At 43.4% G+C, this 23,730-nt stretch carries 17 protein-coding genes; 1 reads left to right on the top strand and 16 read right to left on the bottom strand.

Annotation, left to right across the window (positions count from 1 at the left end):
- Positions 1-30 precede the first annotated feature (30 nt).
- The 16 genes from FCL46_RS03415 to trhA form a co-directional block, all read right to left on the bottom strand.
- Positions 31-2,145 carry a hypothetical protein gene (locus FCL46_RS03415; protein WP_136810105.1) on the bottom strand — a complete coding sequence of 705 codons (2,115 nt, stop codon included), beginning with the start codon at positions 2,143-2,145 and terminating at the stop codon, positions 31-33.
- Between the two features lie 351 nt (positions 2,146-2,496).
- Complete coding sequence (locus FCL46_RS03410) at positions 2,497-3,216, bottom strand: cytochrome c3 family protein (RefSeq protein ID WP_136810106.1); 720 nt, start codon at positions 3,214-3,216, stop codon at positions 2,497-2,499.
- A 292-nt stretch (positions 3,217-3,508) separates the two neighbouring features.
- Positions 3,509-4,648 carry a hypothetical protein gene (locus tag FCL46_RS03405; RefSeq protein WP_217909558.1) on the bottom strand — a complete coding sequence of 380 codons (1,140 nt, stop codon included), beginning with the start codon at positions 4,646-4,648 and terminating at the stop codon, positions 3,509-3,511.
- Positions 4,649-4,709: 61 nt separating this feature from the next.
- Positions 4,710-7,409: a cytochrome c3 family protein gene (locus FCL46_RS03400; RefSeq protein WP_136810108.1), complete on the bottom strand. Its 2,700-nt coding sequence runs from the start codon at positions 7,407-7,409 to the stop codon at positions 4,710-4,712.
- A 1-nt stretch (position 7,410) separates the two neighbouring features.
- Positions 7,411-8,442, bottom strand: a complete 1,032-nt coding sequence (locus FCL46_RS03395; RefSeq protein WP_136810109.1) for an NHL repeat-containing protein — start codon at positions 8,440-8,442, stop codon at positions 7,411-7,413.
- 6 nt (positions 8,443-8,448) lie between these two features.
- Positions 8,449-10,023 carry a formate dehydrogenase subunit gamma gene (locus tag FCL46_RS03390; RefSeq protein WP_136810110.1) on the bottom strand — a complete coding sequence of 525 codons (1,575 nt, stop codon included), beginning with the start codon at positions 10,021-10,023 and terminating at the stop codon, positions 8,449-8,451.
- The gene (locus tag FCL46_RS03385) at positions 10,020-11,222 is read right to left on the bottom strand and encodes a cytochrome C (RefSeq protein ID WP_136810111.1); all 1,203 of its coding nucleotides are present in this window, start codon (positions 11,220-11,222) and stop codon (positions 10,020-10,022) included. The genes FCL46_RS03390 and FCL46_RS03385 overlap by 4 nt, the downstream gene beginning before the upstream one ends.
- A gap of 162 nt (positions 11,223-11,384) precedes the next feature.
- Positions 11,385-12,518, bottom strand: a complete 1,134-nt coding sequence (locus FCL46_RS03380; protein ID WP_136810112.1) for a 6-bladed beta-propeller — start codon at positions 12,516-12,518, stop codon at positions 11,385-11,387.
- The gene (locus tag FCL46_RS03375; protein WP_228723318.1) at positions 12,508-13,131 is read right to left on the bottom strand and encodes a cytochrome c3 family protein; all 624 of its coding nucleotides are present in this window, start codon (positions 13,129-13,131) and stop codon (positions 12,508-12,510) included. Before FCL46_RS03375 ends, FCL46_RS03380 begins: the two co-directional genes overlap by 11 nt.
- Before the next feature lie 360 nt (positions 13,132-13,491).
- Positions 13,492-14,706 carry a cytochrome c3 family protein gene (locus tag FCL46_RS03370; protein ID WP_136810113.1) on the bottom strand — a complete coding sequence of 405 codons (1,215 nt, stop codon included), beginning with the start codon at positions 14,704-14,706 and terminating at the stop codon, positions 13,492-13,494.
- Between the two features lie 279 nt (positions 14,707-14,985).
- Positions 14,986-15,672, bottom strand: a complete 687-nt coding sequence (locus tag FCL46_RS03365; RefSeq protein WP_136810114.1) for a cytochrome c3 family protein — start codon at positions 15,670-15,672, stop codon at positions 14,986-14,988.
- 430 nt (positions 15,673-16,102) lie between these two features.
- Positions 16,103-17,302, bottom strand: a complete 1,200-nt coding sequence (locus FCL46_RS03360) for an ankyrin repeat domain-containing protein (RefSeq protein ID WP_136810115.1) — start codon at positions 17,300-17,302, stop codon at positions 16,103-16,105.
- A 111-nt stretch (positions 17,303-17,413) separates the two neighbouring features.
- Positions 17,414-19,441 (bottom strand): COG1470 family protein, encoded by a 2,028-nt coding sequence (locus FCL46_RS03355; RefSeq protein ID WP_136810116.1) that lies wholly within the window; start codon positions 19,439-19,441, stop codon positions 17,414-17,416.
- 834 nt (positions 19,442-20,275) lie between these two features.
- Positions 20,276-20,854, bottom strand: coding sequence for an HD domain-containing protein (locus FCL46_RS03350; RefSeq protein WP_136810117.1), 579 nt, complete (start codon positions 20,852-20,854; stop codon positions 20,276-20,278).
- A 125-nt stretch (positions 20,855-20,979) separates the two neighbouring features.
- Positions 20,980-21,105 carry a hypothetical protein gene (locus FCL46_RS28410; protein WP_267313673.1) on the bottom strand — a complete coding sequence of 42 codons (126 nt, stop codon included), beginning with the start codon at positions 21,103-21,105 and terminating at the stop codon, positions 20,980-20,982.
- 550 nt (positions 21,106-21,655) lie between these two features.
- Positions 21,656-22,336: a PAQR family membrane homeostasis protein TrhA gene (gene trhA, locus FCL46_RS03345; protein ID WP_136810118.1), complete on the bottom strand. Its 681-nt coding sequence runs from the start codon at positions 22,334-22,336 to the stop codon at positions 21,656-21,658.
- Positions 22,337-23,003: 667 nt separating this feature from the next.
- Between trhA and FCL46_RS03340 the strand changes: the two genes are divergently transcribed.
- Positions 23,004-23,723 (top strand): cysteine peptidase family C39 domain-containing protein, encoded by a 720-nt coding sequence (locus FCL46_RS03340; RefSeq protein WP_136810119.1) that lies wholly within the window; start codon positions 23,004-23,006, stop codon positions 23,721-23,723.
- The last annotated feature ends 7 nt before the right edge of the window (positions 23,724-23,730 follow it).

Raw genomic sequence — 23,730 nt, 5'->3', positions numbered from 1 at the left:
ATGTGTCTGTAAAGGTGTGAATAAAGAGATTCACCATATTTTGCGGATAAGCTCTAACCGAATAAGCTGTTCATCCCGTAGATAATCATTAATTTTGTTGTCCTGCCGTGTCATTTCATAGCTGAGAAGCGCCTTCCATATTCGAAATCGGTATTCAACAGTTGCCTTCAATCCGTTATTTTCGGTGTCCTCAACATCACTTCGGGTGTTGTCGTAATAGCCTTCAACGCGAAGCATGCTCCGTCTGCTCAGTCCCCAGTCGACCGTGGTTACACCACCGTAAAACTCCCGTGTATCCTCACGAGTCGTGTAATGTGTCTTGCCGCAGAACCCTTTCAGGGTGAAATACAGCCTGCGTTGCAACCTGTAGCGCAGCACTTCCTGGACTTTCCATTGGGTATAGGTGCGTTCCGACTGACGGTCGTTGTCCTCATAGGTGAGGCTGGTATCTGACCAGCCGAGATCATAACGGACCTGAGCTCTGTGAATAGTATCATCAACTAATGGCTCGGACCTTTGTCCTGAAAAAACGTTCTGGGAAATCTTCACATAGCTATAGGAAAACCGCAGGTTCTGGAAAATATCAAAATTAACACCGTAACTCTGGGTCATAAGACCATCGTCATAATTAGAATCAACACTGTAACGATAGCTCACTGCCACTGCCTGGGGATCAGCTATCGAGCCGAAAGGCAGACGTTCTATGCGGATATAATTATCAATTTCCTCTATTGCATAGTCAATATTTTCAATATAGACAGTTGTTCCTGAACTGTTGGTAACTATTATAGATTCACGGTCAACACCATAGTTATCAAGATATGTCTCCACTCCTGTACTCAGAAGATGTACTTCATTTGTCACCTGCGCAATGGCGTCGCCGCTGCCACTTCGATCCGTGTATTGATATTCCCATCCGGCATTCAGATTCAACGTACCCTTAGGAAATGGCCGGGTGTAGGCAAAATCAAGAAAACCGATATACGCATTTTCTTTCCCTCCCTCATAATTGTAGAACTGTGTTTTGCCGCCAATATCGGTCGTCAGGTTTTCATACAGCAAGTGTGTTAACCTGCCTTCGAGCGACGTCTGGTCGGAGCGTACATCATCAGAGTCCTGCCTGGAATGAATGAATGTATAGTTTGACTGGAGGTTTTTCCTATGTAACCAGTTAAGATGCTCTCTCAGGCGTATATACTCTGAGTTGAGATACGTGGTATCCTGGGTTCTGTAGGCCAGAGACGAGTTCAGGGTTGCCCTGTTATCCTTCAAAGTAAAGAATCGATAGCTATTTGACAGGGTGTTATTAAAGCTTTTAATACTCGTGGTGATTCCCTCGCTGGTTCTCTCATCTTCGCTGTATGTTGATAGCAGGTTGCTGTAACTTCGGAGACTTTGATGTTGAGAAGAAAGAGTTATATTTTCCCGAGTGCTGAGCGAGGTATAAAAGCCGGTCTGATCAGTAGTCAGATGTTCATAACCAAACGTTGTGGGTAACATTTTGTACTTAAGCAACAGCTTTGCTCCGTATGATTCAACTATGGATTCGGTGTTGCCTGCAAAAGCCGCCCATACAGGTTTTTCCAACCGGCTGGCGCCTACTTTAATCGTATAGGGTTTAGGCTCGAGAATTGTTGCTGATATTGCATAATCGGGAGCAAATGATTCAACCCGCGCCTCTTCTCCCGAACTTCTGTTTTCTCTGGTCTGAAGCCATTCAGGCTCAATCATCAGTGAATATTTCAACAAAGCCGGGTGGTACACCCAGCCCCTGGTTTTCAATTGTATACTTTCTTTAAATCTGTTGTAACTGTCTTCGACTTTTTTGCCATCTGATGTACGTGACTCATTCTTATTTTCATACGTCAGCTGCATTCCCATGGCAGGTCTCTGAATGAAATAATACTCACCTTCCAGCCCTTCTTCCTTCTCCGCAGTCTTAACTCTACGGTATGGAACAGTCACAACAGTTTCCGTGCTTCCCTCCTGCACATCTGCAGTTACTCCAGCCTCCTCAGCCTTGACTACCGTTACACTCAGCAGGAATACAGGCACCAGCCAGACGACTCTTGAAATACACAATATTCCGCAGAGACATAACCATTTACCATAAAGATTACGGGGAGTTGACTTCCCAACGATCATTATTGATTACCCATAAAATCGCACATAGTATAAATTGTATTCTTCTAACTATAAAAATTGTACGGGGCTGTTTTCATATCAATTTTTATAGTCGTAGAAATTGACCCGGGTCGCCGGGGGGTACGCTGATTACCACCAAAGTTCAGCTGCATCGCGTGAGGAGTGAGGAGTGAGGAGTGAGGAGTAACTGTACAAAGTGCAGACGCACATATCAACTCATCGAAAGCACAAGTGATTTAACCAGGAAATCACTTGTATACTACCCACACCTCACACCTTACGCCTCTCTCCTCACCTTAACAGGCTGAGGGTTAGGGGTAATCAGAAATTGTATTGCAGTATCTCAAAACCTTACCTACTAATTATCGGATGCCCATTGATATGTGCTACCGGTTGCCGTAGCTCTTTATATTCTTTCTTCAACAGGTTCCTGTTAATTCCCATATGAGGATTATGGCAGGTAAGACATTCTTCGTGTTTTTGATGAGCTGGTGTCTGCCAGAATGCACCCTTTTCATGACAGGGGTAACATATGAGTGACAACGACTGACGAAGAGTTTTCGGGTTCTCACTCTGATGCGGATCATGGCAGGCAAGGCATTCCCCCTTCGCAGTGGTATTGTGTAACCATAACCTCTCAAACAAGGCTCTTTTGGGAGTTTTATCAGTGTGACACTGAATGCAGAGTGTAGTTTTAGGCAACGTCAATTTTCCAGGCATGCCTCCCCCTGTATTGAAAACTGATGTCGATTTTTCCCGAACACCCGGAAAGCTGAAATTCCCAGAACTTCCATGACATGGATCACAAACACCGGCCAGCCATACAGGGTGAGAAAACAGCGTTTTCTCAGTTGATTCAGACTTTACCGGGTTTATTATTTCGATAGGTAACAGTTCATTGTCTTTCTCAACCGAAGCTGTCTCTTCAAGAGGCGGCACCCCGGTAAAAAAAAATGTTAATATCGTATGCCGCTCTTTCTGACTGCACCCTGCCTGGCTGATTAACAGCAACAACACGAGCAAGAGGCACGCAGTTGTCCATCCCCGCCATACGGAGTTATGGTATTTCATCAGATAATATTCAGGTTAATGATAAACATTCACCAGGAGGCTGTCCGAGAATGGCTTTTGCCCAAAATCTTCGGATTTTTCAAAAAATAATGCTCGCAATATTAAGTATATGGCTGTGCTTATTTTCTGAAAACTTCTCGATTTTGACCAAAACCCTAATTGTCGGACAGCCTCCTAGAGTAATCTGCTCATCCTGATGCGTTGTTCTTTTCTCTTCCATCAGCCACAACAACCCCAATCCTAACAAATACTTCCACAAAGAGCTGCTCAATTTATAATAAGGCCCGTGCTGTCATTTATCCCAGTGACAACCCGTACAGAGGTTCATGCCCGGTATTAATCTCAATTTATGCTGCCGCTGAGCTCCCGAAGCTGCGGCAGGAATCCTAATGACTCCTTCCTCATGCGGGTTATGACATGTTGTACATACTATTTTCCCTCTAAATAACGGTAATTCGACCCCTATTCTCTCTATTGACGTACTGAGAGCGCGCAAGATATTTTCGGAAGGCGTTACCAGATGCGAGCCGCCGGATGGGTGCTTTGTGTCAAACCCCGGATGACATCCCGTGCAGTATTGATTTGGGTTATCGACAACAAACGTTACATGTTCCGGCCCCAGCACCGTCACGTCAGGACGACTGGAATGGCAGAAAAGGCAGACTTCCTCCTGGATTTCACCCAGGTCATCAAGCTGCTTATGCGGATTGAGACGACGATACGATTCACTCACATGACAAAGAAAACAGAATTCTGTACGGGACAGCGCATTGTGCCTGAGAAAATTCCGATTTCTCCTCATCTCAGAATCTGCAGTGAGTGCGCTTTTCTGCAGGGAACATTGATGGCATGTCTTACATGTCAGTTTACCATTATCAAGTGGCATTTCAGGCGGAACGTTAATTTTCTCTGATGGAATAATCCCCACCGGATGAATTTCAGTACGGGCAAACTCAGAATGATGACAACGGTTGCAGGTGCCGTTTGTATCTCCATTCCGGACAAGTACAGACTTATCACTGGTCGGTACCGACTGCACATGGCAGGAGATACACAACACACTGCACCAATGCGGATTCAGGCTTCTTGAAATTGCCGCGATTTGAAGATATTGCGAACTCAGCAGATTCCTGTTGTTGGTAGTATCGTGGGGTACGTGACAATCCCCACAAGACGGATTGCTGGCAAGCCTCTTTTTTTCAGAGCTTTCAAATGTACGGAGTGCCTCCGGATCCAGATAGGGATTCAGTCCGCTATAATGCAGGGCTGTAAGAGAACGGTGACACATATCACAGGTAGAAGCAGATACATCATGTACAGATTCAGCCCCTCTTGACGGATCAGTCATTGCCAGGAATGCCCCACTTAAAGCAATCACTGCGATTACCATGACAGTAATTCTGAAATTACACATAGGGTAGTGCCTTATCATCGTGCATTATCAGCCTCAATCATCGTCGTCGCTTCATCACGAAAACATATTATATAGATCTCTATTGTTTTCTGGGACGAGTTTTCCCATGTATATCCTTCTTTGCTTCAGCATCGTGGTAAAATCTGTATAACAGCAGAGTTGTCATGCCATGGCATGCATAACACAATTCACTTCTCGCTCCCTCCCGAAGGAAACTGTCCACAATGGTTCCCTCTCTGTTTTGACCTGTTCCCGCTCTTTTTTCCTTCGAAAACCAGACATGCGGATCATGACAGGTAGGGCAGGATATCTCCCCGCGATCCGTTTTCTCACCATCAGGATCATATAAAGGGATTTCACTCTCCCCTATCCCGATAGAATCCATAATAGAGGTGTAGGATTTACGATAACCGAAATATGGTTGTGTCGGATGCGAACCGGAAGTTACTATTTTGTTTTTTCCAGCCTGGTTTGCCTGATGACACCCATAACAGGCGTTTTCCATGAAATCCCGGCCTGAATCAGCGAGTGGTGCATTCCAGAGGATTCTTTTAATGCCTGCGTTATGGATAGCATGACAGGATGAACAGACTGATCCATCTTTGGGCAGGTGTTTCTTCAGATTCAAGGATGTGCCGGCAGTAACTCTCATATCATGATCAGATCCTGAGACGAGAGCCTGCACTTTATGGCACTCTCTACATAACAGAGGATCTTTCAGGTTTGCTTTTCTCAAGAAACTGCTTTCGGCATTCCCCTCTTCGTTGCGCCCATTGCCTTTCCCGACGAGCAACGAGTTCCACTGATGAGGATCATGACAGGTATGGCAGCCTAGTATCTTTTTTCCCTCTGTATTTTCGGCCAATGGCAGATCAACGTGTCCCTGCCACTGTACGTTTACAGGATGTGAAAAGTCTCCGACGGTCTTTTCGGCAGCAATTTCACCCGTCATATGACAGCTGAAACATAGACCTGACAATGCTGAGACATCCTTTACATCAGGGCGAGCCCATAGTTTTTCACCGGCTGCATTATGCGGTACATGGCATGAACTGCAGACACCGGCCTGTATAGCCGTCACATCAGCAATGTTTTTTGCCAGAGGTGCAGTGATGCTGAGATCATGATCGGTGCCTTCCACTCGGAATTTCTCACTGTGACAGCTGGCGCAGAGAGCACTATCTTTTCCGGATGGTTTACGTAAAAAACTGTTCTCTGCGTTACCTTCTTTATTGGTATGGTCCCCTTCCCGTTTATCTTTAAAACTCCATTGATGAGGCTCGTGGCAGGTCCCGCATTCCATTACGTCTTTTCCATCCGGTGTAGAGAAAAGTGGCAGTGCCAACACGCCTTCAACTGCTATATTCACAGGATGACTGTGTACACCTACCGACTTTCTGCCGGCAGGACCATTTGGTTCATGGCAGTTCAGGCAGTAGGTGGATGGCGAGTTGTTTGCGGTGCTGATCTCCTTCGCCCAGAGATATTTCCCTTCCGCATTATGCGGGATATGACAAGGTCCGCACACACCTGACTGATCGACTTTCTGTTGCAGCCTATTCTGTATATCAGGGGCAGTAACAGCCAGATCATGATCGGTACCGGCAATAGACTGTTTTTGCACATGACAGAGCGTACATATTCTTCCCCTTGCAGCAACCAATGCTCTGCTGCCAGGGCTATGTTGATGAATCTTATGACAACTCAGACATTGAAGCGTATCTCCAGCTCCTGCGAACAGAATCTCGTCATTGCTGATCCGATTGCTTTTAAACTCTGTATACAGTGGGTGATTGTGCTGTGCTGTCAGCGATCTCTTTTCATAATTTTTATCAGGATGGCAGACCAGACAAAGGCTCGAATCACTCGCGGAGTGGCGCAGCATGGTATTGACCTCTCTGTTTGCCCCACCTTCTCCAACTATAGATTGTTCCGGAGGTTCATGAGTATGCACTACATGGCAGCTTAAACATTGCAGACTATTTTCCAGGCCGGTATACACTTCCGCCAGCTTTCCTCCTTCGAGCTTAATTGTAACTGAAAGGGGATGGTTCTTCTGCTGCAAAGACTGTTGCGCGGTATCATCAACCTTATCGGCATGACAAACAGAACACAGGATTGAGTTGCGAGCAGGAAACAGCAGGTTTTTATGTTCCAGACCACCATGCGCAGTATGGCAACTTTCACATATCAGGTGTTTCTCATCAACATCAGAAGGCACTCCACCCGCTGCAAATATTTCCGGAGGCAGAACATCTTTCCCCTTATGAACTGGATGATTAGACAATTCCTTTGAAGCCTGATCGGTATGACACATCTCGCACATTTGTGAATCATGACTTGAAATACGGAGAAAGATTGTGCGCTCTATACTGGTATCTGTAGGCACCGAATGGGCGGAGTGACACGTAGCGCAAACCATTTCGCCTTTTCTGGAGAGCGGAAAAATTTTGGGAATAGTGACCTTATCTGAAGGTACCATACCCGTCTGATGACGATCACGAAGCCATATTTTTATACGTGAGTCATCGGTTGAACCATCATGACAACTGAAACACATCATTTCCTCACCGGCTACATCTTCGGTCTCCAGCGGAGAAAGCTCTGTTCCATGACCTGCAACGAACTGATCTATCCAGCGAAAATGACAAATCGCACATTCCCGCGATGAGTTCTGGGTAAGGTTACCTGCTCCAATAAGAGCATGGGAGGAAAGAAGCAGCAGAAAGCAGACTGCCGATAGTGTCATTAATGGTTTATACAACCGCATGCTGCTCATTCTATTCTCGTTGCAGAACAAGAAGACGACTAGGATACATCTCCACAATGAGTAATCGGTCACTATTTACTGCCATGCCCATCGGGGTGATAAACCGCCTCATATTACCATGTTCATTCCCCACTACTCCAAGAAACCTTCCTGATACATCAAACACCTGCACAACACCCAGGTAACTATCTGAGACAAACACTTCACCCTTATTACTGACTACAATCCCTTTAGGACGATAAAATTGACCGGGCTCAATCCCCCACTCCCCGATAAAACGCTTAAAAGATCCATCCGGGCTAAGAACCTGTACTCGCGTATTAATGACTTCAACAACGTAAACATTCCCGTCCTTGTCGATATCCATCATGAACGGAAAACGAAACTCTTCCTGATTACGCCCCATATAGCCCCGGGACCATGACATATCTCCGTCGTTGGTAAGCGCCACTATCCTGTGGTTATCGTTATCGACAGCATACAGGATAGTGTTGTCCGGGCTGAAATGACCATCTGTAGGGTCTGCCGGTTTATCATCAGGTGAAAAAGGGAGATCCAGATATCGGGGTACTAATTTACCTGCAGGAAAGATAGCCAATCGGTGATTGCCCGAATCAGCGACAAGGACTTCTCCTGTGTCATTAACATCAATCCCCAGAGGCTGATTTAAAATCCCCTCACCACCAAGGGTGTGCAGAGCATTCCCATCGGTATCAAATACCCGGACGCAATTAGCGGTACCATCCAGCACATATATTTTGCCTTCTGCATCAAGAGCAACATCGCTTGGCAGTTGCATTACTCCTGCTATTTCAAGAACCTGGCGATAGATTATTTTCTCAGCAGGAGTCTCTGAGGCAGAGACCCAATTCGGGCTGAACCACAAACAGAGAAGCATCCCGGCCAGGAAGTGCCATTTCAAGTGTAATATTTTGCATAATCCCTTGACTCCGCAAATGCACAACAACAGACAAAACAGTGTTTTACGCAACATAGCGGAAAGACGATCAAACACAGCTGTTGAAACATTTAGGCCGTTCATAACGTCCTAATCTGTAGAGCGATTAGCTGATTTCAGTTTTTCTAATTTTTCTTTTTTCATAAGGTCCGGATCAAACATAGTGGGCAGATAGAATTCCAGATACCTGTTTATCATATCTGCAACCTCAGTTCGGTACAGGCTCTCAGCTCTAGTGCGTGAATATCCCACCGCTGCCAGATCGATATAGGCGTTCATGCTGTGACATTCTGTGCATTGCAGCGGCTTTTTTGAGATATCCTTATGCAGGACAACTTTGGCCCGGGCCTGTTCTTCCGGCGTCAGCTTATCCTTTCGCGCCATATACTCTTTGGCAAACTGTTCATTGCTTGACCGATCGAGACGCTGTGTTCCGCTCGGTGATGACATAACAGGGACCAGTCGTGCACCATACACGCCGTTATTACCTTTAATAGAGGTCACGACAGCTTCTGTCTGATTATCAAACCAGGTATACTGAACCTTGCCGTCCACATCCTCACGACGAACATGACAGGTCTCACACGCCATAAAGTAATTATGCATATTGAGAAATGACCGGATATCCGGTGCCTTTCCATGCGGATACGTCCCATGACAATTCAGGCAAATAGGTTTATTGGCAATTTCCAATTCCACTGTCGTATCAATATTATGAAAATGATTTGCTGTTTCAGTTTCATCCGGCTTTTGCATAAATAGCTCAAACTCACTTATGCTTTTCGCAGCCTGAGCCTCACCCGTATTATATGTTGTCGGGAAATATAATATTTTCACCAGAAGATATGAGACAATTGCAAAAAAGAAAATTGACGCAAATGAGGTGAGCTCTATGAATCTGCGACCGAAAGTCTTTCTCCGGGGATGATGCAGAAAAGAGCTATGATTGCTGTCTTCTTCAACCGGTGCCAGCTTTCCTTCCTTCACCAGTCGCTCATACTGAAGAGCATGTTCCTCTTTGAGATGATGGGCTGACATTTTCCCATCTATCCAAGCTGAATTCATTGGGAACTGTCCCGGTTTCCAATGTACCGCATAGAAATGCCAGACGATGATGGCCAGTGTGGCCAGAATGGCCTCCATACCATGAATGAGAATCGAAATATCGAGTATGAACTTGCTCCAGTATGCCTCAGACCAGAGGAAAATGCCTGTTGTTGAAATGATCACAGTACCGGCAACAAGCGCCCAGTATTCAGCCTTTTCCCGATAATCAAAGCGTTCAAAGAGAGGAGGGCTTTTCCGCATTCCCAGATAATAGCCAATGTTCCCAATCACGTCCTTTATATCTTTGAACGTTGGCAGCATATCAACAAAGAATGACCTTCCGTGCCGTGAGACGATGAGGTATACGAGGTGGTAGACACTGGTCAGTATCATGGCGACGCCGGCTACACGGTGAATGACACCGCGATAGAAAAATATCGTTTCACCATATTGACCAAGTTTTAAAATCGCTTCTTCCGGAATCCTCAGCATATATCCCGTTACCACCAGAATAACAAATGTCAGAAATGTGAATAGGTGCTGTAACCTTTCCTGAACATTTAAACGTTCAATTTCAGTGGGCAGAGAAGTTCCTTCCATCATCTTATCCTCGCTCATTTCCCCTCCCCTCGTGAATTATTTCGGGTAATGGTAGCTCGCCAGAAATCCAGCACCTGATGGATCAACATCCCGCCAACAACAACTGTAATAAGCATGGTGTAAATGTATTTTACCAGCATCAATACTTTCCAGTGAAACACCTCCTTCTTATCGAGGTTTGAGAGATCTTTCTTTTCTTCATCTGTCATCAAGGTATTGAAACTACTGTTCTTCCGAATTCCATCATCGCCAGCCTGTAATTGTTCGCGCTTTGCCATGGCCATGACGTGTTTGTCTATACCAACTCCTGCTTTATGAATTTTTCCTGAAGAGAATGACGCGATTGCATTAGGATGACATATCTGCGTCCCATCCTGATTCATGCATGTCTGCTGAAGATTTTTTGGGTTAACGGACGAGGTATTATCGGCGGTAGTTTTCATGGAGTGTATTGTATACCCCACCGGCGCATGGCAGCTCAAACAGTCGGGGGCATTCTGATCGCCGTAGAGTACACCTTTCCAATGAAATGTATCTTTATAGTTTTCTGTTGCAATCAAACCATGACGCGCCATTTTATCTGTCTTCTGGTGGCAGAGCAGACACAACTTAACTGTTTCCAGTGATGTTTTTGACCGATGCAGACGATGGGTGAAATGCTGATAATAACGATTGGACCATTCCTTATCGGTGTGGCAGCCAATACACCGTCTCAAGGCGTCGGCTGAAACTCCCGCCTCCTGATCAAGAACCCCGGTAACCGGCTGCAGCACTGTATTTAAGTGGCAATCAGTGCACTCCGGCATATCCTCTTTGAATTTTTTCGGCTTATCCGCTGTCCCTATACCATGCACACTGGCATTCAGTTCTCCATAAATATTGCCATGTGAGAATTCTCTATCGGTAGACGGCTCCTTAATGTGACACTTTGTAGAACAGTTAACGCGTGTAAAATCAGCATGAGGAATAACATCAAGTTTAAGATGACAGTTTCTGCACAAGATTTTTCCATGCACCGAATTTTTATATTTGCCGTCATCTACATAAAAGAGACGCAAGCGACCTGTATCCTGATCTATTCTGGCCAGCCCCGGATATTTGTGACAGATAATACACCCTTCCTCATCTGCTGCGGATGCCTCACCGAAGGGAGTCTGGATAACGAGCATAAAAAGAACAAGCAAAAGACGTATCCTTCTGTCGATATTCATATCCATCCACTATCCCTCCTCACTCAAAATATGAGTAGTGTGGCTGCACCCTCAACAATCCACTCATGGTATTCTTGAGTAACATCATTCAAAAACACTTTCGAACCTTTTGCTTGTCAGGCACAGTCGCAGCAATCCACTATCGGAAGATACATTCTGTATATGAATTCATTCCCCCAGCCAGTCTCCGAATCCGTACACATTAATCCTATTCGGTCCGCTCATATTGCAGACATACAGAATATACTTGAGCTTAAAGTCCTTATCAGCGAACCGTTGAAAATATGCGATATTTTCATAATCGATATGAATACCTGCCGGCAGATACATATTACCGGGGCCAATACCGGGACCGCCGAAAAACAGCAGCAACTGAGCATTAGAATCAAAAATCTGTACACGTTCAAATGCTGCATCGGCAACATAGAGATGCCCTTCACGATCTATAGTCACGCCTTTACTCCGTGCCATAGCCCCGATCAAATCGCCATGGAAACCATATGTTTTCACAAAATTGCCATCAGCGTCAAACTGTTGAACTCTATAATTAAACGCATCATTGACAAAAAGGTTACCATTTTCGTCTACCGTAATGTGTGTCGGTTTGTATAGCTGTCCTTCACCTGCACCGATCTCTCCCACCTGCCTGAGCAACCTGCCCGAAACCTTGTCCAGCACCAAGACCGCGTTTTTCTTCATATCACAGACATATATACTGTTCTGGTAGATAGCTACATCGACCGGCTTCTCAAATATTTGTCCATCACCGTATGCTCGTACAAAACTATCATCGGCATCAAAAACTACAATCTGTCGACGCTCCAGATCCGCTATATATTTCACATCGTCGGGAGTAACCCAGATACCTGAAGGAGTTGCCAGTGCACCGCGTCGGATATCTGACAGCATATCGAATTCACCAGTATTGAGATCAACGGTGAGAATTTCGTTGATCGCTCTGTCTATTATATAGAGTTTCCCGGCTGATGAACTGATATCGTAAGGGCGACCGATATCTGCAATATCAATATCAGGCCCTAACAGATAATTCTGAAAGGAACTTTGCTTAACCTTGAGATCATCTTCTGAGGATATGACAGTCAAAAACTGCAAGCGAGGCTGTTCCGGAGGATTGGGATAAAATATCACAGGTGCTGATTCATCACTCTTTCGTGCGCAACTACTTAACAGGAGGCACATCACCGCGGTTACCACAAGAATGACCGTGTGTATACTGCAGAAATGTAATCGCCAGCTATCTCCAGATTCCTGGATAGGAGAAATGCATATTTTACTTATCATGGCAGGTCAGGCAAAGTGCCGAACTACTATTATCCACCTTAAGCAATCTGAAATTACTGTATTTATTATGAACATCATGACACGATGCACACTCTACCCTTCCTGCATAGAGCATATCCTCCTCGATGGTTCCCCCGGCAACTCCCGACATTGTTGTCTCCGGGTCAAACAACCCACCGTCCTCTGTGGCAAGCTCCGAATCGTAAACAAAAGATACAGGGTGATCATTACTCAAATCTTCACCAAGATTTTTTCTTCCCTGAAGATAGGTATTTCCGCCTTCGCTTCCACCGAAAGCGTCTACAGCCACCGTTCCATCATGGCAAGACAAACAGAGTTTTGATACGCCAGATGGTTGCGTGATATCGTCCGCAGTAAATGTCGGGCTGGAATACAACACATAGACAGCTTCGGAAACTTCATGGTTCCAGAGAGGAGCATCTACAACATCAATATTATTATGAGGCGCATGACAGGCCACACAAATTTCACCTCCACTCCAGGCTTTATTACTAAAATCATGTGCCGATCCACTGATGGCCCCGTTCGCATTGGGATTAAGGCTCATACTTGCGGACAAAACAGTTAACGCGACCAATATTTTATTATTCACGTTTTTCCTCCTGCGGTTGAAAGCCTCTACTACTCCTTATATTTAAGGATACGTTGGTCTACAATAGAGTGAAAGTAGGTATTCCCTACTTTTCCGGTTCCAAAAACCTATATCGTAATTTGTTGAGGTTGATAAGTTATCGCTTTCTCATGCATCCTTCAAAAATGGTCGTCACAGCCGGAGATACTTACTGTTTGACTGTCTTCGAGCAAAGTTTCAAACGGTTCAGTATTCTCTTAATCACGGCACGCTCGTAAATAATGTACTGAGATAATTGTTCGAACCCGTTGTCATCGGCTGGGTCGATCCTTACCTGGTCAGGGAACTCTCCTTTATGAAATTCTCGAATATCTTATCTCTTCATTTTTGAAAAATTTCATAAAATTTCGTGTTGTGGCAGGCAACACAGGACCCTCCCGACTTTACACAAGACGCATTCGGCATGTTACATGGAATACCATTATCAACATCAGCAAACTGTGCCTCATATTGTAATTTTAAAGGCCACTTGATTTTACCATAAGGCACAGACTCTCTTATGTGATTGAATTGATTGCTGGCATGTATTTCATGACACGCTCTGCACGTCCTACCTTTTTCGGATTTGTTAATATGGAGATAGTGAAGATTTCTTTTTCCATCTCTAAAGTTTGTTAATGTAGTTGTTTCCCTTTCTTGCAATACTGCTGATTCATGACAGTTAAAACATAAATTATAAGCATTTTTATCAAAGGTATCTGTGTAAAAGTCCTTAGGATACTCAGCTAATAATATACGATAGAAATCACTACCGTGTGGACTGTGACAACCGGAACAATTTTTTTCTTTAATTGGCCCATGGTGGATTGTATTATTTTTCAATATTTCCTTCATGTTTACTAATGTAGCACCATCATATGCGGTAACTTCTTTATCATGACAATGGAGACAAAGGTCGAGCGGTTCCGCCAACAAGTGACTATCAAAGAATGTAGCGTGAGGGGCATGACAATGTAAGCAACTTGTCTCTGATTCAACTGGCCTATGTTTGTGGATAACGCGGTCAAGATCAATAGGCAGGGTAATATCTTCTTCGAAATGACACTCAGTACAAAGGCTCTTTACGTTTTTTTTTAAAAGTTTACTACTCGTGTCAGATACATGGGGCGTATGGCATATAGTACAGTTATCAACTGCCGGCGTGTGTGTTGAATTCTGATCATCATTCATCTTTTCTTTTATCTGTTCGTGACATGCATAGCAGATATCCGGTTCATCCTCCTTAAGCAAAAAATCATATTCAGACTCATGAGCGTTATGGCAGAAAAGGCACTCTCCTGAACTACTAGGGCTATGGGAATACATTCCGGAATACTTTTCATGGCAGTTTAGACATAGTTCTGGCGCTAGAGAGACAAGGTCATTACCGCATGGTGCACCTGACTCATGGCAACTTTTACACTTTTTATTTGCGAATGGTTCATGTTGAAATTTTGAAGATTGTTTAGATTGCGTTGTTCCCTGGGATTGAGTGTAGCTATTAAAAAGGCTGAATAAAGTGACAAAGAAAAGTAGTGATAGGATATTCCTTTCCATTTTCTACCCTCCTGATACTTTCAACTTTCGCGTATTTTACGAATTGTTTCAAAAAATTACCTGCCTGTTTCCAACAGAAAACGTTGTCTCGCACGTTCGAAACAGTCTATTTCACCATGGTAGTCCAAATAGCTATAGCTTAAATTACAGGTCCACTACCCGAAGTGCAGATTGCAAAATGTAAGGACGCCTGAAATTGATATATCCTGCACATTTTCCGGAATTTAATACTCATTCATGTTGGTAATAAAATGTTGTGTTAAATCGCATGAAGCGTTTTCATTTTTTTTTAAAAATATACGTAACCGGCTCTGGTAACCATCGCACTTCCTTATAATCTTGAATTAAGAGCAATTTATCTTTACCTAAGTGAGGAGTATGACATAGAGAACAATCTTTTGACTCACTGTGACTTTTTGAAAACTTGATCAATTCTTCTGGATGACACATAGTACAGAGGTTTGCAGGTGTACCCTTAAGCAGGGCAGGAAATCTGCTCTGATGAGGAACATGGCAGATAGTGCAACCACCCTTGGTAGCAGGTGCATGTAGCCATAGGTTGTTTTCTGAGGCAAAAGTGGGAGACCTGTTTGCATGGCAATTTACGCATATCTCCCTAAAAGGCAGCTGAGGAGTTGCATTTTCACCTTCACTGTCAAAATACATTACCGGTACTCCCGTTGGAGCTCTTCTGTTAAGGGATTGAGTAAAGGATGTTTTGTGACATACGCCACACTGTTTTGAAGTAAAATAGCTATGGAAGGAAAGAAGAGGTCCATCCTTTTCGGAACGTGTCCTTTTCGCCAGTTGATCATTTGCAGACTCCTTCCTTTCGTCTTTATTAGAAGGTACACCGGTAAAGAATACAGTTAGCGTCTTATGCCTGGCTTGTTCACTACAACTTGTGGCAAACGTCATCATGGCGATAACAGGAAGTTGTAACAATAATATTCTATAAGTATTCATAGATTATTTTTATGCTCCAATCTTCGTTTGTCTGACCTGAAAAATTTTGTACTACTCCAGCCATAAACTACCTATTCTATCTCAAAATCCTTCTCAGCAATTTTTTTTTTAGTATTGCACGTTCCCATAATCAATATGAACAGAGGCCGGCAGAAACACATTCCATAGTCCCACACCGCTTCCTCCCAAAAATCATAAAAAGAGGCCCTGATTCAGAATCGAATATTTGCTATTTTCAATTATTGAATAATTCCATAAACCCGCGGTCTGAGATTCTAATATCATCTTCACTGGTAATAACATAAAGATACTGGAGTCGAGGTTGTTGCATAAGTTAAGGATAAAAGACAATAGATTCCATGAGCGTTTCCGGAAATGCACACCCTGCAAATGTAATTAGTAGGACTAAGTATTATGCTCAGAGAAGGCTTTAAAATTTTTCAATAATCATTGCTGTCTTTGTGTAATTACTATTTTTAGCCCAGTCTATTGCCGACCACCCCTTCCTGTCCACAACCTCTTTTCGAGCCTGATGTTTTAATAAATGCAGGACGATATCGTTATGACCATTAGAGGCTGCCGCCATTAATGCGGTGAACCCCATATTATCTTTGTTGTCTATTGCTGCACTGTTTTGAAGTAAGATACGGACAGACCGAAAATCTCCCCGTGCTGCGGCAAGGATAAGTGGTGATATTCCTTGTGAGTCAACAATATTTACTTCTGCTCCATTTTGTATCAATAGCTCTATTAAATCATAGTGTTCATGATTAACTGCGTAGGAGAGAGCAGACCTGCCGGTTGAACTCTGTTCGTTTACCTCAGCGCCATTTTTTATAAGCAAACGAACCAATTCAGTATGGCCTTGCGCTGTGGCCGCCATTAAAGGTTTTACGTTTCCTGTATTGCCTTTGTTTATGTCTGCTTTCTTTTCCAATAAGAGCTGAACAATATCTTGATATCCAAATCTTGCCGCTAACAAAAGGACCGTGTCACCACTCTTGGGCATTTTTGCACTAATGTCAGCATTGCACTCTAAGAGCAGTTTGATTGTCTTATTATCACCACTTCCTAAGGCAATCAATAAAGGTGTCAGACCTGAGTAATCTTCCTCATTGACTGCAGCATTATGCATAAGCAGGATTCTCAGGGTTTCCTCACGTCCTCTACTGGCTGCCCAAAATGCAGCACTACGCCCACTGTAATCCTTAAGGCTGGTATCAGCACCAGCGTTAATCAGCAATTGAGTACTTTGGGCATGTCCATGCTGGGCAGCATAAATAAGGGCAGTTCTTGCATCTTCATCCTGAGCGTTTGGGTCTGAACCTTTTTCTATAAGCAACTTAATACATTCAAGATTATTGTTTTTGGCGGCAAGAATGAGAGCAGTTTGCATCTGACTATTTCGGGTATGTATGTTATGCCCCTGTTCAAGCAAGATCTTAAGCCTGGCACTATCACCCATACTTGCGGCAAGAAAAATATTGCCATATTCCGTATTGATGTCTTCCGAAATTAATTTCTCTGGTTGTTTGTGTAAAACACGCTGTTTTTCTGCGAAACATTCATGCAACGGCATGCTGCTGAGCAATACACATAGCATTAATGATAGATATCTGAGCTCTAACATTTATCTGCCTCTTAATGTGAATTCAGCTTCACAAGCCGAACCAGTCTTCAGGATTGGCTCGACTTGTTGGTATAGATGATAATGTCTGTTGAGGTTGATCCGTAAAATGTATTACGGCATCCTTAAAAATGAAGTCCCTGTGAGGGTATTGTTTTCTGGATTGATATCCCCTTCAGCATTGAGAGTTGCTGTCAAGTTAACATACTCATTGTCATAATATGGCGCTTCCCATGGAACTATTATTTTAACAGTCTCGCCCGGTGCAATGGCTGAAACCTCTTTTGCTATCATATCAATTACGATGTCAAAACTTGCTAGATTTGCCTCAATTACCAGAGTGCCCTCAGCAACATCGGGGCCATAGTTAGTTATGTATATATTAAACTTTTTGGTTGTTCCCCCTGAAATTTTTCTGGGTACTTTGAACGTATCCAGAGAAAGGTCATATACCTTTTCTTCTGCAGGCGGCGTACCTGGTCCTTCACCATCACCTTCACCTTCATACTCAAGTATCAAGGTGGCGTTATAGATTGCTGTAGTTTTTTTATCCCCTTTGACATAGACAGCAAGGTCAAAGTCTTCTGTAAGAGGAGAACCATTTACAGAAATGAGGTTGCCTTCATCATCTCGTATTTGATTTCCGTCTTTATCCAAAGCAATCACATTGACACCATTGGGACTCATCCATCCCTCACTCCAGAGAAGAGGAGAGTTCTCGTCTTCAAAGTCGAGTAAATCAATGACAGTTGTTGTTGTTTCTCCTGCTTTATATTTTATAAATTGAGATGTATAAGGTGTCGGCATACATTCAACTGAAGGTAATTCGAGGCCTGGGATATCCTGGCCAAACTTGTTTGCTTTCAAACGCCAGCGCGGACCACTCACGTAATTGTCGCCAACATAATAATCTTCGAAAGGGTCACGATCGGTAGTTGTGTACCAGGCGTTCGTAAAACCTTCACGCAAATCCTCTGAAAACGCAACAGGGTCGGTTTCTTTATTTCCGATCGACTCAGCAAATGGTGGGTTTTTGAATACCGTGCCTTCCCCTATGAAATCGCCATCTCCTTCATAACAATCTCTTGTAGAAAACCAAACACCACCGTATGAGTAATACCCAGGCAGTCGACCTGTTGCACCCTCATTCTCCATATCTTCTGGACGTATTTGATCGTTAGGGTTGTTGGTTATGAGGTGGTCAACATGCAATTCAGCCCGGAGTATCGGATAATTCGTGCCAGGATTATCTTTCCATTCCTGGGGGAGTGGTATTCGTGCATACAGTCTGATATCGTTGGGCCGTTTTATTAAACTACCGAACCGGTATAACGCCTTTCCATCATCTTTTTTAGTAATTGAGTAATCTCTGCTTACAGCAATGTCCTCACGAACTGAAGATTCGTTCGGGATAAGGTTAGGGTAACCGTCAGAGTCAACCCCCAATTCCTCGATTGAGGGAAGTCCATTTTTAACGACATACAATGTATTATCCAATACACCTTCATCGCAAGTGGCGTTTTCAATAGCATCCCCTGAAGCAGGATCAAAAAGAGGGCTTTGGTCACCAGATATTGGATCAGCATACTTATACGGTATCGTTTCATAGCAGGTCTTAATATGCTCAAGTACCGTAAAGTGCTCGGTTGAGCATTTTACCATGTTTCCGCCAAGCCCGGCACACCACGTTCCCATTGGTGCTTTTACCTTAAACGTGTCAGTTTCAGCATTTGATACCTTCAGACCGATTACTTCTCCGTTCGAGATGATATTCCCAACCCAACCTTCAGCATAATCATCATCTCTGACTTTCTGGGCTGCACCTACAAAGTCAGCTACGTAAAATCCAAATTCATTGTCAACAGGGTAGAGTATAGTGCCTGAAGTGTCAGAAAACGGTTGTGCCTCTGCAGGGCAGGCATCAGAAATACCACAAATAATCGAAGAGTCCTGAGCATAGGTTTTGCCATTGAAACCGCCTTGGACATCATCTATCGAAAACCTGTGGTTTACAGAATACGTTACAATTTCTGCTGTAGAGGTATGTGGGAAAAAAAGAATTACTAAAGAAGGAAAAATTAAAATTTCGATAAACAGTGAAAAATATGAATCAAAATACTTATTCAAAAAATATTTTTTCATGGATACTCCCCCCGATTCCACAAATTTTTATCAAATTGATAAGTTCTAAATCATGAGCTATTTCGATAATTGGCTATCAGGCCATCAGAAACATACAGCTGTTACCGATGGCCTGATAAAAGGAATTTACTTCGTCGTGTTTCCATATCATTTTCCATAAATATTCGATGAAGAAGATTCATCCTACTCATTGCATGAGTTAATGATCCTGATGATTGTTTTATATTGTCTGAATATAAAACGTTCGGCATCAATCGAACGATATTCGTATATCTTTTTTTGATAGATAATGCTCATTCGCGATTGGTTATATTAAGAATGGATAAATACCACGTAGTAAGCATATGCTCATATATGCCACAAAAAAAGCGTATCATCGTTTGACACCTATAGCAAGTTAGGCAGTGAAGAAATACTGAATAGAGTCATTGTTGAAACAGAAAATGGACGCGTAGATTTACGTTATTATTACAACATTAAGTAATAAAAAATTTACAGGCGGGGTTGCATTAACATGTTGAGGGAAGAGTATCCTTCTTCACCCATGTGACGTAAGTGATATATTACGTTTATAGATACGGGGAAAAGGGGTGAATTCTTTACTCAACTCAATGGATATATACTACCTGAACATCGTTGGATCCCGATAACCAGGAAGTCTCTTTTAAGTGATTGCACTACTAATATGCCACTTTACAGTGAATGATAAGAAAGCAGTATCGGCCCACGACACTCTGGAAATGGAGCAACACGATGATCACAGGTTTATCCTGTGCATTATTTTGCTATTAAAAATTATGACAAAAGTCAAAAGACGATTATCCCCTTTCTCATCTATTGATACGCGACAATCCTCTCTACTGATTCGCCGATTTCCTCTTCGATTTCCTTCATGAATTGTCTTGCAGATTCCTGCGCGCGATCAAGCCCAGTTAAAAAGAATGAGTTTCCGTTATTGCGTTTACGCAAGGACGAGAACCTACGATCTAAGGTAGTAGGCTGGTCATACTCAATCAAGTAATCAACCAGCGGTACAAGCTTCTCCTCGATAGTGCGTGGCACGAAGTCACGAGCGGGCAGGCCCAACTGAGAGGCCTCTACGGCATTGAGACCGAAAAGAATGTGTGCTGCGCAGACGTAGGCTTCTTTTTCATACTTCAACATCGACAGGAGTTTATAGCCCTCGACACCATGAAGTAATGGGTCGTGTGTTATGTATCTCCCTATGTCATGAAGCAAAGCCGTAGACCAGAGGAAGGAACAGTCAATTGGCCGGTTCCTCGCTATAACATCACCAACCCTCACCGCCGCTTCGGCGACTGCAAAACAGTGTACAGTCCAGCTAGCTTCTCGACCGTACGCGGCTAAGAGCCTGAATGATTCTTTACGTGTTAGTTTCCTTGAGTGATTCATCCTTCTCAATCCATAACGCTGTGGTTCAGCGGCGGCGCGCCAATTCTTTGTGCTGCAACAACATATTAACCAGCCCTTTCAATCTTTATTTCACCAACTTGATTTCACTCGGACGCCAGGTTTTCTCAATCCAGATTATCCACCATCATTACAACCACGCTTGGCTTATCTGCTGCTAAAGAAGGAAGAGCAGACATGAAACAAAAACCTAATATGAGAATCGAAAATAAGAATTTTGGTGCATTCATCATAAATTCATCTCCAGTGATAAACTTTTATAGCACCTAACCACTTGTTATCAAAATAAATTGACTTGAAAATGTGATATTCTCCGTGTTTTCGGGCAAAATTTCCCTTTTGTGATATTAGGCTATTCCGTTGAACAACGCCCTGCCTTGACAATCACGTCGGCTGCCTTCCTGAACTTCACTATAGACAACCTATGAAAATATTGTCGATGACCAATAAGTATAATGCAAAAACATGATAGGCATCATGCATGATAGCACGACAATATCACGAGGCCGTTGCATATATACGACAGAGAAGCGGAATAACTTTACCGACAAGCTTGAGGTGTTAAGACGCTACGTCAAAAATCGACAGCTCCGACGAGTGTTCAGTTGTGGCCCATTTTCATAGCCGATCCTTAACTTCGCTCCCCAGATAGAGTGCAGACCACGGTTTCACACTCTATTGTGAATTTCATGACTAAGGTAGGACACGAACCTTTTAATGGCGACTTCAATACCTGCTTTTTTGTCTATTGCTGTTTGCCCAAAATGCGGTTGTTTATCATCATCACCTCTCTTTTAGGACATGATGTAACGGTACAATACCGTAGATATATTTCCAGTGCAGACTCAACCCCACAAGAACAGCTACATGAAACAGCTCATGTGGCCCAAGCACCCCTGGAATAATGACAGGCTGTTGAATAAATTCTAAGACAGCACCTGCGGTATATGCCAGACCGCCCCAAATGAGCATACTGATAAACTTCAAGCTTCTTTGATACCAGAGAATACCTGCAGTTACAGCTCCACCCCAGCCTAAAGATAAAAACAGAACGAGCCCCAGCCAGTCAGGAAACGAGGTGAAAAAGATATTTTTCAAAACGATTGAGGTTATGGCAATCACCCATACCATTATCAGCCACCCCCAACGCATGAACCCACGAAACAGAATCAGGTGAATAGGAGTCATCGTACCGACAATTAAAACGAATATCGCCGAGTGATCGAGCCGCTGCAGAACCGTTCTCGCCTCCCCTTCCGGTGACAGCAGATGATATACTCCACTCATGGAAAGCATAAACACGCTGGCAAATGAAAAGACACTCAGAGCAAAAAGTCTCAGCAGATTACCTTTCCCCGATCTTAACAGAGGGATCGATAATACGAGAAAAATAAATGCTCCCACAAGATGGCTCAGAGAACTAAAAGGATCACTGAAGCCGGGAATAGGATATGGCACATGCATGAAATTATTCCATTTGTAATACAGTCATGTCAACCTTGCTTCTATCCTAACAGATTATACATACTTCAACTCGTTTCGGCCACATGCTTAACCGTGCAAAATGCCTGTCCGCATGGCTGATAAAGTTTTTTTACATATCTCCTCCTTGAAGACCCGATACATTGAATACGAAGATTGGCAATTCAACATTCTAGAATGTTGATAATTACCCTTTGGAACAGGCTGTTTTTTCTTCTTAGAAGGCAATTAATTAAAAGGGGAAAATCTTTGCATGATAATTTTCGGAGATACTTCATGATAATTTCCAATTCCTACCCCATCGCCCCATTGTTCAAATTCAGTAAAGCAACAAAAACTCACTGCTCACACCGCAATGCCTACCCCCCCTCCATCTCCATCCCCGAAGCGACGTAAGTTTCTCCTCAACCACAGCACTCCTCTGTCTGTACTTAACACCTTCAGACTCTTCCCCTGCAGTCACTACATTTATCAAAACGAGAACTTCAAAGATTGATACCCAAAACATGTTTTGCGTTTTGAAAAATTCTGATGACATTTTCTCTATAATCAGTAAATAAAATGCTATTCTATCTATGGGCCGGAATATACTTTCAGGCTCTGTTGCATTCGCAACCTATTACTCCACCTCTTCCTATATACTTATCGTATGGAAACTCGACTGCACTTTGAAATACTGCCGCAACCCGATGACACTACCTGCGGCCCTACCTGTCTTCACTCAATTTACTCGTATTATAACGATGACATTTCACTCTCTCAGGTTATTGACGAAGTTCAGCATCTTGAAGATGGTGGAACTCTCGCGGTTTTACTTGGCTGCCACGCTCTTAAGCGTGGATACAATGCAACCCTCTATACCTTTGATATGCAGGTTTTTGATCCCACATGGTTTGAATTGCCCGCGGAAGATATGCTGGAAAAACTCGCACTGCAGTTGGAGGTGAAGCATACTGCTAAGATGGAAGTGGTAACCACAGCCTATAGAGAATTTTTAAACCTGAAAGGAAAAATACTGCTGAAAGACCTGTCAACAGAATTCATTCGGGGTTTTCTAAAAAAAGATAAACCGATCATTACAGGCTTATCATCAACCTATCTCTATCGCTGCGCCAGAGAGGTGGATAGGGGAAATGAATTATTCTACGATGATATTAATGGTGAACCAACCGGTCATTTTGTCGTTCTTTCAGGTTACGATTTCAAGACACGAAGTGCACTCATTGCCGATCCATTAAATCCTAACCCTATGAGTGATAACCAACATTATGAGGTGAAGTTTAATAGACTGATACCCGCTATTATGCTCGCGACACTGACCTTTGATGCTAATGTGCTCGTCATTACCCCAAAAAAGAAAGATAAATAAGAGGAAT

Source organism: Desulfosediminicola flagellatus (assembly GCF_005116655.2).
Taxonomy (GTDB): domain Bacteria; phylum Desulfobacterota; class Desulfobulbia; order Desulfobulbales; family Desulfocapsaceae; genus Desulfopila; species Desulfopila flagellata.
Note: the sequence above shows the minus strand (reverse complement) of the source record. Positions and strands in the feature narration are given on the sequence as shown.